The sequence below is a fragment of the Citrobacter telavivensis genome, from assembly GCA_009363175.1.
Classification (GTDB): domain Bacteria; phylum Pseudomonadota; class Gammaproteobacteria; order Enterobacterales; family Enterobacteriaceae; genus Citrobacter_A; species Citrobacter_A telavivensis.
Genome location: CP045205.1, coordinates 5,182,235 through 5,197,887, shown reverse-complemented (window position 1 = coordinate 5,197,887; position 15,653 = coordinate 5,182,235). Strand labels below are relative to the sequence as shown.

The following is a 15,653-nucleotide window of genomic DNA, read 5'->3' as shown; positions in this document are numbered from 1 at the left end:
CATTTTTTATTTTTGCCGCCGGAGTAAAGTTTCATAGTGAAACTGTCGGTAGATTTCGTGTGCCAAATTGAAACGAAATTAAATTTATTTTTTTCACCACTGGCTCATTTAAAGTTCCGCTATTGCCGGTAATGGCCGGGCGGCAACGACGCTGGCCCGGCGTATTCGCTACCGTCTGCGGATTTCACCTTTTGAGCCGATGAACAATGAAAAGATCAAAACGATTTGCAGTACTGGCCCAGCGCCCCGTCAATCAGGACGGGCTGATTGGCGAGTGGCCTGAAGAGGGGCTGATCGCCATGGACAGCCCCTTTGACCCGGTCTCTTCAGTAAAAGTGGACAACGGTCTGATCGTCGAGCTGGACGGCAAACGCCGGGACCAGTTTGACATGATCGACCGGTTTATCGCCGATTACGCGATCAACGTTGAGCGCACAGAGCAGGCAATGCGCCTGGAGGCGGTGGAAATAGCCCGCATGCTGGTGGATATTCACGTCAGCCGGGAGGAGATCATTGCCATCACTACCGCCATCACGCCGGCCAAAGCGGTCGAGGTGATGGCGCAGATGAACGTGGTGGAGATGATGATGGCGCTGCAGAAGATGCGTGCCCGCCGGACCCCCTCCAACCAGTGCCACGTCACCAATCTCAAAGATAATCCGGTGCAGATTGCCGCTGACGCCGCCGAGGCCGGGATCCGCGGCTTCTCAGAACAGGAGACCACGGTCGGTATCGCGCGCTATGCGCCGTTTAACGCCCTGGCGCTGTTGGTCGGCTCGCAGTGCGGCCGCCCCGGCGTGTTGACGCAGTGCTCGGTGGAAGAGGCCACCGAGCTGGAGCTGGGCATGCGTGGCTTAACCAGCTACGCCGAGACGGTGTCGGTCTACGGCACTGAAGCGGTATTTACCGACGGCGATGATACTCCGTGGTCAAAGGCGTTCCTCGCCTCGGCCTACGCCTCCCGCGGGTTGAAAATGCGCTACACCTCCGGCACCGGATCCGAAGCGCTGATGGGCTATTCGGAGAGCAAGTCGATGCTCTACCTCGAATCGCGCTGCATCTTCATTACCAAAGGCGCCGGGGTTCAGGGGCTGCAAAACGGCGCGGTGAGCTGTATCGGCATGACCGGCGCTGTGCCGTCGGGCATTCGGGCGGTGCTGGCGGAAAACCTGATCGCCTCTATGCTCGACCTCGAAGTGGCGTCCGCTAACGACCAGACTTTCTCCCACTCGGATATTCGCCGCACCGCGCGCACCCTGATGCAGATGCTGCCGGGCACCGACTTTATTTTCTCCGGCTACAGCGCGGTGCCGAACTACGACAACATGTTCGCCGGCTCGAACTTCGATGCGGAAGATTTTGATGATTACAACATCCTGCAGCGTGACCTGATGGTTGACGGCGGCCTGCGTCCGGTGACCGAGGCGGAAACCATTGCCATTCGCCAGAAAGCGGCGCGGGCGATCCAGGCGGTTTTCCGCGAGCTGGGGCTGCCGCCAATCGCCGACGAGGAGGTAGAGGCCGCCACCTACGCGCACGGTAGCAACGAGATGCCGCCGCGTAACGTGGTGGAGGATCTGAGTGCGGTGGAAGAGATGATGAAGCGCAACATCACCGGCCTCGATATTGTCGGCGCGCTGAGCCGCAGCGGCTTTGAGGATATCGCCAGCAATATTCTCAATATGCTGCGCCAGCGGGTCACCGGCGATTACCTGCAGACCTCGGCCATTCTCGATCGGCAGTTCGAGGTGGTGAGTGCGGTCAACGACATCAATGACTATCAGGGGCCGGGCACCGGCTATCGCATCTCTGCCGAACGCTGGGCGGAGATCAAAAATATTCCGGGCGTGGTTCAGCCCGACACCATTGAATAAGGCGGTATTCCTGTGCAACAGACAACCCAAATTCAGCCCTCTTTTACCCTGAAAACCCGCGAGGGCGGGGTAGCTTCTGCCGATGAACGCGCCGATGAAGTGGTGATCGGCGTCGGCCCTGCCTTCGATAAACACCAGCATCACACTCTGATCGATATGCCCCATGGCGCGATCCTCAAAGAGCTGATTGCCGGGGTGGAAGAAGAGGGGCTTCACGCCCGGGTGGTGCGCATTCTGCGCACGTCCGACGTCTCCTTTATGGCCTGGGATGCTGCCAACCTGAGCGGCTCGGGGATCGGCATCGGTATCCAGTCGAAGGGGACCACGGTCATCCATCAGCGCGATCTGCTGCCGCTCAGCAACCTGGAGCTGTTCTCCCAGGCGCCGCTGCTGACGCTGGAAACCTACCGGCAGATTGGCAAAAACGCCGCGCGCTATGCGCGCAAAGAGTCACCTTCGCCGGTGCCGGTGGTGAACGATCAGATGGTGCGGCCGAAATTTATGGCCAAAGCCGCGCTATTTCATATCAAAGAGACCAAACATGTGGTGCAGGACGCCGAGCCCGTCACCCTGCACGTCGACTTAGTAAGGGAGTGACCATGAGCGAGAAAACCATGCGCGTGCAGGATTATCCGTTAGCCACCCGCTGCCCGGAGCATATCCTGACGCCTACCGGCAAACCATTGACCGATATTACCCTCGAGAAGGTGCTCTCTGGCGAGGTGGGCCCGCAGGATGTGCGGATCTCCCGCCAGACCCTTGAGTACCAGGCGCAGATTGCTGAGCAGATGCAGCGCCATGCGGTGGCGCGCAATTTCCGCCGCGCGGCGGAGCTTATCGCCATTCCTGACGAGCGCATTCTGGCTATCTATAACGCGCTGCGCCCGTTCCGCTCCTCGCAGGCGGAGCTGCTGGCGATCGCCGACGAGCTGGAGCACACCTGGCATGCGACAGTGAATGCCGCCTTTGTCCGGGAGTCGGCGGAAGTGTATCAGCAGCGGCATAAGCTGCGTAAAGGAAGCTAAGCGGAGGTCAGCATGCCGTTAATAGCCGGGATTGATATCGGCAACGCCACCACCGAGGTGGCGCTGGCGTCCGACGACCCGCAGGCGAGGGCGTTTGTTGCCAGCGGGATCGTCGCGACGACGGGCATGAAAGGGACGCGGGACAATATCGCCGGGACCCTCGCCGCGCTGGAGCAGGCCCTGGCGAAAACACCGTGGTCGATGAGCGATGTCTCTCGCATCTATCTTAACGAAGCCGCGCCGGTGATTGGCGATGTGGCGATGGAGACCATCACCGAGACCATTATCACCGAATCGACCATGATCGGTCATAACCCGCAGACGCCGGGCGGGGTGGGCGTTGGCGTGGGGACGACTATCGCCCTCGGGCGGCTGGCGACGCTGCCGGCGGCGCAGTATGCCGAGGGGTGGATCGTACTGATTGACGACGCCGTCGATTTCCTTGACGCCGTGTGGTGGCTCAATGAGGCGCTCGACCGGGGGATCAACGTGGTGGCGGCGATCCTCAAAAAGGACGACGGCGTGCTGGTGAACAACCGCCTGCGTAAAACCCTGCCGGTGGTAGATGAAGTGACGCTCCTGGAGCAGGTCCCCGAGGGGGTGATGGCGGCGGTGGAAGTGGCCGCGCCGGGCCAGGTGGTGCGGATCCTGTCGAATCCCTACGGGATCGCCACCTTCTTCGGGCTAAGCCCGGAAGAGACCCAGGCCATCGTCCCCATCGCCCGCGCCCTGATTGGCAACCGTTCAGCGGTGGTGCTCAAGACCCCGCAGGGGGACGTGCAGTCGCGGGTGATCCCGGCGGGCAACCTCTACATTAGCGGCGAAAAGCGCCGCGGAGAGGCCGATGTCGCCGAGGGCGCGGAAGCCATCATGCAGGCGATGAGCGCCTGTGCTCCGGTACGCGACATCCGCGGCGAACCGGGCACTCACGCCGGCGGCATGCTTGAGCGGGTGCGCAAGGTAATGGCGTCCCTGACCGGCCATGAGATGAGCGCGATATACATCCAGGATCTGCTGGCGGTGGATACGTTTATTCCGCGCAAGGTGCAGGGCGGGATGGCCGGCGAGTGCGCCATGGAAAATGCCGTCGGGATGGCGGCGATGGTGAAAGCGGACCGTCTGCAAATGCAGGTTATCGCCCGCGAACTGAGCGCCCGACTGCAGACCGAGGTGGTGGTGGGCGGCGTGGAGGCCAACATGGCCATCGCCGGGGCGTTAACCACTCCCGGCTGTGCGGCGCCGCTGGCGATCCTCGATCTCGGCGCCGGCTCGACGGATGCGGCGATCGTCAACGCGGAGGGGCAGATAACGGCGGTCCATCTCGCCGGGGCGGGGAATATGGTCAGCCTGTTGATTAAAACCGAGCTGGGCCTCGAGGATCTTTCGCTGGCGGAAGCGATAAAAAAATACCCGCTGGCCAAAGTGGAAAGCCTGTTCAGTATTCGTCACGAGAATGGCGCGGTGGAGTTCTTTCGGGAAGCCCTCAGCCCGGCGGTGTTCGCCAAAGTGGTGTACATCAAGGAGGGCGAACTGGTGCCGATCGATAACGCCAGCCCGCTGGAAAAAATTCGTCTCGTGCGCCGGCAGGCGAAAGAGAAAGTGTTTGTCACCAACTGCCTGCGCGCGCTGCGCCAGGTCTCACCCGGCGGTTCCATTCGCGATATCGCCTTTGTGGTGCTGGTGGGCGGCTCATCGCTGGACTTTGAGATCCCGCAGCTTATCACGGAAGCCTTGTCGCACTATGGCGTAGTCGCCGGGCAGGGCAATATTCGGGGAACAGAAGGGCCGCGCAATGCGGTCGCCACCGGGCTGCTACTGGCCGGTCAGGCGAATTAAACGGGCGCTCGCGCCAGCCTCTCTCTTTAACGTGCTATTTCAGGATGCCGATAATGAACCAGACTTCTACCTTAACCGGGCAGTGCGTGGCCGAGTTTCTTGGCACCGGATTGCTCATTTTCTTCGGCGCGGGCTGCGTCGCTGCGCTGCGGGTCGCCGGGGCCAGCTTTGGTCAGTGGGAGATCAGTATTATCTGGGGCCTTGGCGTCGCCATGGCCATCTACCTGACGGCCGGTGTCTCCGGCGCGCACCTTAATCCGGCGGTGACCATTGCCCTGTGGCTGTTCGCCTGTTTTGAACGCCGCAAGGTGCTGCCGTTTATTGTTGCCCAGACGGCCGGGGCCTTCTGCGCCGCCGCGCTGGTGTATGGGCTCTATCGCCAGCTGTTTCTCGATCTTGAACAGAGTCAGCATATCGTGCGCGGCACTGCCGCCAGCCTTAACCTGGCCGGGGTCTTTTCCACGTACCCGCATCCACATATCACTTTTATACAAGCGTTTGCCGTTGAGACCACCATCACGGCAATCCTGATGGCGATGATCATGGCCCTGACCGACGACGGCAACGGAATTCCGCGCGGGCCGCTGGCGCCGTTGCTGATTGGCTTGCTGATCGCCGTGATCGGCGCGTCGATGGGGCCGCTAACCGGCTTTGCGCTGAATCCGGCGCGCGACTTCGGCCCAAAACTGTTTACCAGTCTGGCCGGGTGGGGCTCGATCGCCTTTACCGGTGGGCTGGCGATCCCTTACTTTCTGGTGCCGCTGCTGGCGCCGGTGGTGGGGGCGATTATCGGGGCGTTTTTGTATCGCAAGCTTATCGGCCGCCTTCTGCCGTGCGAATGCGGTATCGATGAGTAAAGCGGGACCCGCCGCAGCGCGGCGGGTTTCCCCGGCCTGATGCCGGGGGGGTTATTTTTTGATGACCGCGCTGAGATCGCCAAGTTTAGCGGCGGGGTTCTTGTGGCACTCCTGCAGCATTTTCGGTACCGAAACGGTCTCGACTTCATGCCAGTCAACATAGTCGCCGCCGCTAAAGTCGGTGTTGCGATTCACTACCCAGAAGGCCACCGGGGTCATGCTTTTTGGGTTCATATCCATAAATTCCTGACAGGTCATATTCTGCGGCGTGGTTTCCTCAACCGCGAACGCCGGGCTGGTCATCAGACAGAATGTGGTAGCCGCCACGGTCAATACGAGTGCTTTAGGGAAGGTGCGAACAAGTCCCTGATATGAGATCATGTTTGTCATCTGGAGCCATGGAACAGGGTTCATCATGAGTCATCAACTTACCTTCGCCGACAGTGAATTCAGCAGTAAGCGCCGTCAGACCCGAAAAGAGATTTTCCTCTCCCGCATGGAGCAGATTTTGCCATGGCAGAATATGGTGGAAGTCATCGAGCCGTTTTATCCCAAGGCGGGCAATGGCCGACGGCCCTATCCGCTGGAGACCATGCTGCGTATTCACTGCATGCAGCATTGGTACAACCTGAGCGACGGTGCCATGGAAGATGCCCTGTACGAAATCGCCTCCATGCGCCTGTTTGCCCGATTATCCCTGGATAGCGCCTTGCCTGACCGCACCACCATCATGAATTTCCGCCACCTGCTGGAGCAGCATCAACTGGCCCGCCAATTGTTCAAGACCATCAATCGCTGGCTGGCCGAAGCAGGCGTCATGATGACTCAAGGCACCTTGGTCGATGCCACCATCATTGAGGCACCCAGCTCGACCAAGAACAAAGAGCAGCAACGCGATCCGGAGATGCATCAGACCAAGAAAGGCAATCAGTGGCACTTTGGCATGAAGGCCCACATTGGTGTCGATGCCAAGAGTGGCCTGACCCACAGCCTAGTCACCACCGCGGCCAACGAGCATGACCTCAATCAGCTGGGTAATCTGCTGCATGGAGAGGAGCAATTTGTCTCAGCCGATGCCGGCTACCAAGGGGCGCCACAGCGCGAGGAGCTGGCCGAGGTGGATGTGGACTGGCTGATCGCCGAGCGCCCCGGCAAGGTAAGAACCTTGAAACAGCATCCACGCAAGAACAAAACGGCCATCAACATCGAATACATGAAAGCCAGCATCCGGGCCAAGGTGGAGCACCCGTTTCGCATCATCAAGCGACAGTTCGGCTTCGTGAAAGCCAGATACAAGGGGTTGCTGAAAAACGATAACCAACTGGCGATGTTATTCACGCTGGCCAACCTGTTTCGGGCGGACCAAATGATACGTCAGTGGGAGAGATCTCACTAAAAACTGGGGATAACGCCTTAAATGGCGAAGAAACGGTCTAAATAGGCTGATTCAAGGCATTTACGGGAGAAAAAATCGGCTCAAACATGAAGAAATGAAATGACTGAGTCAGCCGAGAAGAATTTCCCCGCTTATTCGCACCTTCCCTTGGTCAGGTTACTATTCATTGATCCTCACATCGCAAAGTATAGGCACATTCAAATCAGTATCTTTTTTCCTGTGCTGTTCTGAGGTGAGTATATCACCTCAGAACAGGTGGCCAAATTCAGTGTGTCACTTCACTATGCCTTCACCAGTTTCGCAGACATGGGGTCATAAACATACCCAATGATGCTACCATCCTTAATACGTGCAACAGCCTCATCGATAACGAATAACGGAACGAGAAACCATTCCTCGGGCTGTACTGGATGGCCGAAACGGTCGTTAATGGTAATGTTAAGCCTTGCGGGTGCAAACAACCTGTGAAACAGGTTTTCCATCCGGGTGCGGTTGATGCCTGCAAGCTTGTATGAAGCTACCACCTCGACCTTCGCTAACAGATAGGTGGAATCGTGTTCCGCATTGGCAATACGCGCCTCAACTTTGCCGCCAGTAACTCCAATCTTGTGAATGACATCACGATGTTCAGCTACATAAGGGTTATCAGATAGCGAACGCAACACATAAATGGTGCCACTTTCTAGATCGCTCTCTTCTAGAGCATCGCTGAATAAAGGCCCCATGTCTGGATCGGTAATTCGGCGTGCTGTTTCGTCTTTATACAAAGCACGAACCAGTGACAGCCGAAGTAGGTTGCTTTCCGTACCATTCGAGTAAATGACACGCAGCCGAGCATCTTTCTTCCCCTGTGGCGAATCGAACTCTTCACCTTCCTCAGCCACATAAGCCGTTTGACCATCCAGGATGAACCAATGGCCCACTTCAATCGTTGCATACTGTCCAAAAGGTCGGGTCACTCTTAACCCTGAACTTAGATCACTGCGCACCTGTTCAAATAGCGGTTTGAATGTATCAAAATCCTCGCACGGCTTGCGATCCGCGATCCCTTGTACAGCACGCTTTTCGGCGCTAGCACGAACATGACGCAAGACTGTGATATCGTCCTCGCTGGTAACATCCGCCAGTTCGGCAGCCAAATTATCGATATCGATAAATTCGTCCGCTGACTCCGCTCCATCCCCCCCTCCGGCCAACAAGCCCTGATAATCCAGCGGCTCTAGCAAGGCACGGCAGTCTGGGAGACTGCGTAGCCGGTCGAGCCGCACTGCATAGAGGCGCTCAAAGATCTCACGCTCTTCGCCGTGTTGCGGCGCACGTCCATGTTGGTCAGCGAAGCGCTGGATTTCCTCAAAACCTGCGATGATGCGTTCCTCGCTGGCTGGACGTCCTTTTTTCTTCTCCGGTGGTGCAAATTCAGCAAGTTCTGCCGCCAAATCGTCTAAATCAGAATTACTCATAACGTCCCTCCGCCCTAAAACGCATAAACGCGGCTGCACCTTCTGCAAGGTGCTTTTCCCAGGCATCCGCCGAAGTTAACGATGGGAGTCGCCCACGTTCACGTTTAAATTCAGCAGCACGCTTGGCGATCACTTTGGCATCTTCAGGCGTGATCGAGGTACGCTTGGCCGAGATGGCCGCCGCGACCTGCTTCAAGCTATCTTCGCTCATTGTCTTAGCAAGTATGGCGTAGGCTTCACCAAAGGGATTGATGCGGTCGATAAGGTCTATGTCTAAATCGCGTACGTCCATCGCAAAGCGACGCACTCCGTCAATAAGGGCAGTATTGAGCGTCCCATCGTTCTCGCCGTTGACAATACGCTTGGCCTGCTGCGTGAGGTTAAGGGCGGCGATAGCATGCTGACGTACAGCCTCCTGATCTTCAGCATCAAGTTCAGGATACTTTTCTTTGATGATCTTACCCATACGAACCTGTGTTAACTCTTCAGGGATCAGCTCTTCATCGAACAGACCTCGTTCGATGGCGGGCTTATCCTGCACAAAGGCCGCGATCACTTCGTTTAAATCTTCCTGGCAGATGCGTGCCGCTTCTTTGCTCTTGGGCTCGGCAAGTCCCTTAATCTCGATTTGATACGTCCCTGTCTGCTCATTAACACCAAAATTGCAGCTATCCGGGTCATATCCTCCATCACCATAATCAAAGCCTGGAGTCGGGCCGCTTTCTGGATTCTTGGGCTTAAACTCGAAGCGCGGAGCCAGTACCTGCTCCATCAACAAGCTCGCCGCGATAGCTTTCAAGGTATCGTTGACTGCCTCAGTAACTGCGCCCTCTACAGCGTCCGGCTCGGCGATCAAGTTAGTAAATCTCGCGCGGGTTTTACCCGGAGCGTCACGAGTGGCGCGACCGATAATCTGCACGATCTCAGTCAGGCTAGCACGGTAGCCCACAGTCAGCGCATGTTCGCACCAGATCCAGTCGAAACCTTCCTTCGCCATACCAAGTGCAATAATGATGTCCACATAATCACGGTCTGTCTTCATTTCTACAGCTCGAAGGCTTTCCTGAATCTTGCCTTGGCTAGTTGGGTCCACCAGATCAGCGATACGCAACATTCGGCCATCGCGGCATTTGACTAACTGGAAACCTGTCGCAGGATCCGCACCTTGCCAATCGCCAAGCGCGCCAAGAATATGTTCCACTTCCTTAATTTTATCCTTCGTGCTCTCGCGCGAATTGACGTTGGGTATATGGATAATGGTCTTCTTGTCAGGATCGAGGACATTAAGGATGTCATCGACGTAGGAGCCACTGTAGAAGAAGTAGCCGATGTCAAGTTGCTTGAGGTATTCGTAACCGTTGAGTTGTTCGTAGTAGGTATAGGTGACGGTATCGAACCTGGACTCATCCTGAGGAGCCAAAACGGCCTCCGCATCACCCCGGAAGTAGGAGCCGGTCATGGCAACGATGTGTGTCTTGTCACGCGCGATGAACTGCCCCAGATGCTGACCAAGCTTGTTATCCGGGTTAGCTGACACATGGTGGAATTCATCGACGGCGATCAGGCGATCGTCAAACGCTTCTACGCCGTAGGCATCGACCGCGAAGCGAAAGGTTGCGTGTGTGCAAACAAGCACCTTGTCGCTACTTTCAAGAAAAGAGCCGAAAGCTCTTACCTTGCCACCGTTGTCGTTACCGGGCGCGTTGCATAGGTTCCACTTAGGTTCGACATGCCAATCAGCCCAGAATCCAAACTGCGATAGTGGTTCATCGTTGAAGCTCGCGCCAATAGATTTTTCCGGCACGACAATGATTGCCTGTTTGATCCCCTGGTTTGCGAGTTTATCGAGTGCGACGAACATCAGCGCACGACTCTTGCCAGAGGCGGGCGGCGACTTTATGAGAAGATATTGTTCTCCGCGCTTCTCATAGGCCCGTTCTTGCATAGGGCGCATCCCAAGGGCATTAGCCTTGGTCGATGCTCCGTTGCGTGCATAAGTAACGGAAACGGATGGTACTGAATTGATCTTGACGCTCATATGTTGGCTCCTTCTTAACTCTTTTTTCCCTTAGCCGGTACAGCCGAGGTGGCCGTCTTGATATAGAGGTCGAACAGCTTCTCAAGCCTCTCGGTATCATTCTTAAAGCGACGGCCGATGTAGATGCGTTCAAGCACTTCGTCGTTGCGAGCATGCGCGGCACGTAGATCAGCGGGCATATTTTCGGGGTCATACAGCTCTGCAATTGTTGCTGGGAAATGATGTTCTCGCGCCAGCAAAATGTCCTCGGCACAGCGTGTTAAGTCTTCCTTATTCTTATCTGTAAGCATTGGCACCGGAAAAGTGTTCCAACCCATTTTGTTTGAGTAACTAAATCGTGTTTCTAGCTTTCCACAGACGGTGCTAATCCAGATTAGATGCAATCTTGATGCTATTAGTGCCAAATTAAACAAAGATCCATCATAGATCGAATAAGCAAGGTTATTTACTGTAGTCCGCTCATCGAATAGAGCCACGGGAAGGTATTCCCGATTCTCAGAACTCCGGATTGGAACAATTATTACCGACTGATTTCCACACTTCATCTCACAAAACTGATGCGGTCGAGTGGCCATAGAACGCGTTGCCTGCCGCTCGCTCTTTAAGCGCCATTCTTTGACTTTATTGATCTGCGCTGAGACTGCTGGAAACGATGTGGCCAGCGCAAAATTCTCATTCTCAATCCAGAGACAGTATCTCTCGCTACCGTTAATTACCTCGCTCGAACCTAAGATTTTGCGCGTGATCGTCTCTCGAACATCCTTTGGGATGCAAAGGGCTTCAATCCCCTTACTATCGAAAATTAGATGACCGCCTTCGTATGGCTGATTACCAAGTACCATCGGGGCGCAGCCAGGAGGAGGATCAGATTTCTTGTTTATAAAGATGTCTGCATTTGGAACCAAGTAGGCATTGATATTATCTACCTCTCTCTCGACTATTCCCTCACCTTGATGCTCAAATAATCTACACTTCGTTCCAAAACTACGCGTCAACCCAATTACAACGACTGTTACACCAGCATTGTGGGTTGCAAGGTTAGACCATTTGAAAGATGTGTACGCGAACGAGATCCTGACACCTAGTCCCATTATCAGTGGCCACAGCACAGGAACTTGGTTCCCTTGACAAATCGAGTTTGTACTGACGAAAGCGGCTGCTCCATTTACATGGGAGAGGTACTCCGCAGTTTTCACGAACCATGCGCTCACGTAGTCGAGCACTTTGAAAGTTCTAGGATATTTAGAAAAGACAAACAATAGATCTGCCTTCTGTTCAGCGGATTGATTTTTGGTTCCTTTATAAGGAGGGTTTCCACAGATATATGTTTCGCTGCCTTCATGTTCAAACTCGATTTCAGCTTGATCAAGTGGAGTTTGCAGGATATCGTCTGAAACCACCTTAACTCCTGAGCCACTCACATCCATTAAGCTATACCAATCGATCCGCAGCGCATTTCCACAAGTGATCCAATTCTCGCTGCGTAGTGGCAAGAATTCGGCCAAGGCCAACTTCTGCCCACGATAGAGTACATCACACTGGTATTCTGCGATAATCAACGCAAGGCGGGCGAGCTCTGCCGGGAAGTCGCGCAGCTCAATGCCACGAAAATTTGTGACCGGAATATCAGATGGGCGATCAGGTTCGCCTCGCCTCCAGTTAATCTCAGCTTCAATGGCACGCATTTCTTTATAAGCAATGACCAAAAAGTTGCCCGAACCACAGGCTGGATCAAAAATGCGTATACGGGCGATACGCTTGCGCAAATTGAGCAAAGCGCGTGGATTTTCGCCCGCATCTTCCAGCTTTGAACGCAGTTCGTCGAGGAATAGTGGGTTCAGTACCTTCAGGATGTTGGGAACACTAGTGTAGTGCATCCCTAATTCACCGCGCTCTTCATCTTCGGCAATTGCTTGAATCATCGAGCCGAATATGTCCGGATTTATTCTGGTCCAGTCCAGATTGCCAACGTGAAGCAGGTAGGAGCGCGCGATACGGCTGAAGCGCGGCACCTCTTCCGTACCTGAGAACAAAGCGCCGTTAACATATGGAAATTCTGCAGCCCAGCGCGGAATACCTACTGCGGCACGCTCATAGTCTGGAGTGTTCATAGCACGAAAGAGCGTGCCGATGACCTCGTGCATATTAGAAGCATCGCGCTCACTCATCTGTGCAATGGTGTCAGTAAAGCGCCCCTTGCCTATGAATATGTCAGTATCTTCAGCAAAAAAACAGAATATTAGACGCGCCATGAACTTATTCATGTCATGACGACGCTCCGCAGTACCCCATTCAGGGTTGTCTTTCAGCAGTTCAACGTAAAGGCGGTTCAGGCGGCTTGTAGCCCGGATGTCAAAGGCGTCTTCGCTGATCTGCCGAACAGTGCTGATACCTGCCAGTGGCAAAAAGAAACCGAAGTGATCGGGAAAGTCTTTAAAGGCACAAGCGACAGTCTGGCCGCTGATGAGGTCTTCAGCTTCGAAGTCTTTTCCATCTGTGGCGAGGATGAATTTGGCCTTGGCCTTGCCTGTTGCCGGGCTGGCCTTGAGTGAAGCAAGCATTTGTGTTACTTGCCCTTCTTCACTAGCCAAAATGTGAATGTTATTGGTCTGAAGAACGCCGCCCAAATCGGACTTATTCGATGCTCCGGCTCGCAAGCGTTTGATAGTCGTTTCCTTGTTACCAAAGGCTTCAAGGAAAGCATAAGGAAACTCTATGGGATCAAAGGGTTGCTCTGCAAGATCCGTGATGGCTTGTTCAATTTCTACGGCGTTCATTTGCTTACAGTTCTCCATTGGCATGTGACCGCCCTGCTGCTACTGGTGTGCAGTGAACTCATGTCATATCCTAGGTTTTCTTGGAAATTTTTGACCGTAAGTTTAACAGAATAGAACCCAGCGCTGTAGCTGATTCAGTCTCAGATCCACGTTTCAGAAAGCCCTATTATGTATTTATGGCGAGAATTTTAGCATTGAGATATTTTCGATAAAATATACATATTTTCAGCCAATTAAAGACTGCTAAATTCATGGTATATGAGACGCTCGCATGTGAGTAACTTCCGTTCTTATTTATGGTTTTCTTAAAACGTATTAAGGTTGCACCGAATATGGTTTTCCCCGCTGACCCTGACCCGGTTGACTGTTCAGTCAGCTATGACGTCAAGCACATGACGAAGGTAGCTTTCTGGATCCACGCCGTTTAGTTTGCACGTCCCGATCAGACTGTACATCAGCGCTACACGCTCACCTCCGTGGTCTGAGCCGAAGAACAGCCAGTTTTTTCTCCCCAAACTGACCATCCGCAGCGCCTTTTCAGCGATGTTGTTATCGGCTTCTGTCCAGCCATTGCCTGCATAGTGCGTCAGGGCCGGCCACTGGTTAAGGGCGTACGCGAACGCTTTCGCCAGCTCTGAGTGTCGTGACAGGGTGTTCATCTTTTCACGCAGCCAGCTTTCCAGGGATTTCAGCAGCGGTTTCGCTTTCTGCTGACGTTCAGCAAGACGTTGCTCCGCCGGCATTCCCCTTATTTCCGCCCCGATGGCATACAACCCGCCGATACGCTTCAGGGCATCCTCCGTCAGCGCCGACGGCGTGCGGGCGTACACATCGTGGATTTTACGGCGGGCGTGAGCCCAGCAGGCGGCTTCCGTTATCTGGCCACCGCGGTACAACTCGTTGAATCCTGCATACGCATCCGCCTGCAGCACTCCCCTGAAGCCGGCAAGATGGGTCTGCGGGTGGATGGCTTTTCTGTCCGGGCTGTAAGCGAACCACACCGCCGGTGCGACTGCTGACCCGGCGTTGCGGTCATCACGAACGTACTTCCACAATCGCCCGGACTTCGTCTTCTTATTGCCCGACAGCAGCATCTGGACCGGGGTATCATCGACATGGAGTTTGCCGTCGCTCAGGACATAGCCCCGAAGCGCCTCCTCCAGCGGTGACAGCAGCCTGCAGCATGCATCCACCCAGCCCGACAGGAGGGAGCGGCTCAGTTCCACACCCTGGCGGCTATATATTTCAGACTGGCGGTACAGCGGGGTATGCTCTGCATACTTTGAGCCCAGTACCCGGGCCAGCAGCCCCGCTCCGGCGATACCCCGCTCGATGGGACGTGAAGGCGCGGGGGCCTGCACGATAGCGTCGCATTTTGTACAGGCGTGTTTTTCCCGCACGGTCCGGATAACACGGAAGGCGCTGCGCATCAGCTCCAGCTGTTCAGCAGTATCTTCACCCAGCCAGCGCAGTGAATCGCCACAGTCCGGGCAGCATGATGCCGCCGACAACAGCCGTTTTTCGTCACGAGGGAGTGATTCGGGGAACGGTTTACGGGTGCGGGTCTGGCGAAGCGACCACGCTCCAGCCGTTTGGTCAGCAGACACAGCCTGTCGCCGGTAGACCACAGCAATTTTACCTGACTGCCACTGCAGCCCCAGAAGATGAAGACTTGGCCGGACATCGGGTCGTCTTTCAGTGCCGTCTGCACTTTTGCCGCCAGCCCGTTGAAGCCGTTGCGCATGTCGGTGATACCGGCAACCAGCCAGATTTTAGTGCCTGCAGGAAGATTTATCATACAGTCCCTCGCATCAGTTCGCGCAGGACAGTGGTGATGAGTTCAGTTGAGGGATGAGTCAGTGTTATATCTCCGCCCCGACATTTTATGTGACAGGCAGTCTGAGGTGAACAGGATGGCGGTTCGGGCGTTGGGGGAGATGGCTCTGCCCGAAATTGCACGGGTATGAGAGCAGGAAGCGACGATGCGTTTTTCCGTGGGTGGCAGACCCGCCCTTCACGTTGCCAGAGCCTTATCCATTTAAAGAGCAGGTTGTCATTGACATCATGTTGTCGGGCCAGCGCAGCAACACTTCCTTCTTTTTCAAGTGCCAGCCTGACCAGTTCCATTTTAAACTCAGGGGAATATCGTTTTCGGGGAAGTCTTTCTTTGGCGCGCATTAGGTGTCCACCTGCAAATTAAGCGGGGGCTTAAGTTACAGGATAGTGGTTTCAGAGCCAGACGTTTTTGAGACAACGCTTACTCTAAACCCAAGCGTAAATGTCTATTATTGGCAAAATACCACCAGCCAACATGAGCTGTGATGTAAAGTTGACACTGCTACAGTTACATGAGCCTGCTTATATTCTAAATAAATTCAGATAGATATTAT

General features: G+C 55.0%; 11 protein-coding genes and 2 pseudogenes. 6 read left to right on the top strand and 7 right to left on the bottom strand.

All coding sequences use genetic code 11. From position 1 onward, the window contains the following. Positions 1-206: 206 nt before the first annotated feature. From GBC03_27385 to GBC03_27365, 5 genes are read left to right on the top strand one after another with little or no spacing between them, the layout of a single operon-like run. On the top strand, positions 207-1,874 hold the full coding sequence (locus GBC03_27385) for a propanediol/glycerol family dehydratase large subunit (protein QFS73675.1): 1,668 nt from the start codon (positions 207-209) through the stop codon (positions 1,872-1,874). A 12-nt stretch (positions 1,875-1,886) separates the two neighbouring features. After that, complete coding sequence (locus tag GBC03_27380; protein QFS73674.1) at positions 1,887-2,471, top strand: propanediol/glycerol family dehydratase medium subunit; 585 nt, start codon at positions 1,887-1,889, stop codon at positions 2,469-2,471. A 2-nt stretch (positions 2,472-2,473) separates the two neighbouring features. Further along, on the top strand, positions 2,474-2,899 hold the full coding sequence (locus GBC03_27375; protein ID QFS73673.1) for a glycerol dehydratase small subunit DhaB3: 426 nt from the start codon (positions 2,474-2,476) through the stop codon (positions 2,897-2,899). 12 nt (positions 2,900-2,911) lie between these two features. After that, positions 2,912-4,735: a diol dehydratase reactivase subunit alpha gene (locus tag GBC03_27370; GenBank protein QFS73672.1), complete on the top strand. Its 1,824-nt coding sequence runs from the start codon at positions 2,912-2,914 to the stop codon at positions 4,733-4,735. A gap of 53 nt (positions 4,736-4,788) precedes the next feature. Beyond that, positions 4,789-5,592, top strand: a complete 804-nt coding sequence (locus tag GBC03_27365) for an MIP family channel protein (GenBank protein QFS73671.1) — start codon at positions 4,789-4,791, stop codon at positions 5,590-5,592. A 51-nt stretch (positions 5,593-5,643) separates the two neighbouring features. On the opposite strand, the gene hdeB is transcribed toward GBC03_27365, so the two are convergent. After that, positions 5,644-5,973 carry an acid-activated periplasmic chaperone HdeB gene (hdeB, locus tag GBC03_27360; protein ID QFS73670.1) on the bottom strand — a complete coding sequence of 110 codons (330 nt, stop codon included), beginning with the start codon at positions 5,971-5,973 and terminating at the stop codon, positions 5,644-5,646. On the opposite strand from hdeB, the gene GBC03_27355 reads away from it, so the two are divergent. After that, positions 5,972-6,988, top strand: coding sequence for an IS5-like element IS5 family transposase (locus GBC03_27355; protein ID QFS73669.1), 1,017 nt, complete (start codon positions 5,972-5,974; stop codon positions 6,986-6,988). The genes hdeB and GBC03_27355 overlap by 2 nt on opposite strands. Before the next feature lie 281 nt (positions 6,989-7,269). On the opposite strand, the gene GBC03_27350 is transcribed toward GBC03_27355, so the two are convergent. The 6 genes and pseudogenes from GBC03_27350 to GBC03_27325 all read right to left on the bottom strand — a co-directional run bounded on the left by GBC03_27350 (position 7,270) and on the right by GBC03_27325 (position 15,441). Then, on the bottom strand, positions 7,270-8,448 hold the full coding sequence (locus GBC03_27350; protein ID QFS73668.1) for a GIY-YIG nuclease family protein: 1,179 nt from the start codon (positions 8,446-8,448) through the stop codon (positions 7,270-7,272). Beyond that, entirely contained in the window at positions 8,441-10,486 is a 2,046-nt protein-coding gene (locus GBC03_27345) for a DEAD/DEAH box helicase (GenBank protein QFS73667.1), read from the bottom strand. The genes GBC03_27350 and GBC03_27345 overlap by 8 nt, the downstream gene beginning before the upstream one ends. A gap of 14 nt (positions 10,487-10,500) precedes the next feature. Further along, positions 10,501-13,263, bottom strand: a complete 2,763-nt coding sequence (locus GBC03_27340; protein ID QFS74145.1) for a lactate dehydrogenase — start codon at positions 13,261-13,263, stop codon at positions 10,501-10,503. A 368-nt stretch (positions 13,264-13,631) separates the two neighbouring features. Next, positions 13,632-14,837: pseudogene (locus GBC03_27335) on the bottom strand (IS66 family transposase). Beyond that, positions 14,834-15,061 (bottom strand): annotated as a pseudogene (tnpB, locus tag GBC03_27330) (IS66 family insertion sequence element accessory protein TnpB). Before tnpB ends, GBC03_27335 begins: the two co-directional pseudogenes overlap by 4 nt. Further along, a complete protein-coding gene (locus GBC03_27325) occupies positions 15,058-15,441 on the bottom strand; it encodes a transposase (protein ID QFS73666.1) in 384 nt (127 codons plus the stop codon). Before GBC03_27325 ends, tnpB begins: the two are co-directional and overlap by 4 nt. Positions 15,442-15,653 lie beyond the last annotated feature (212 nt).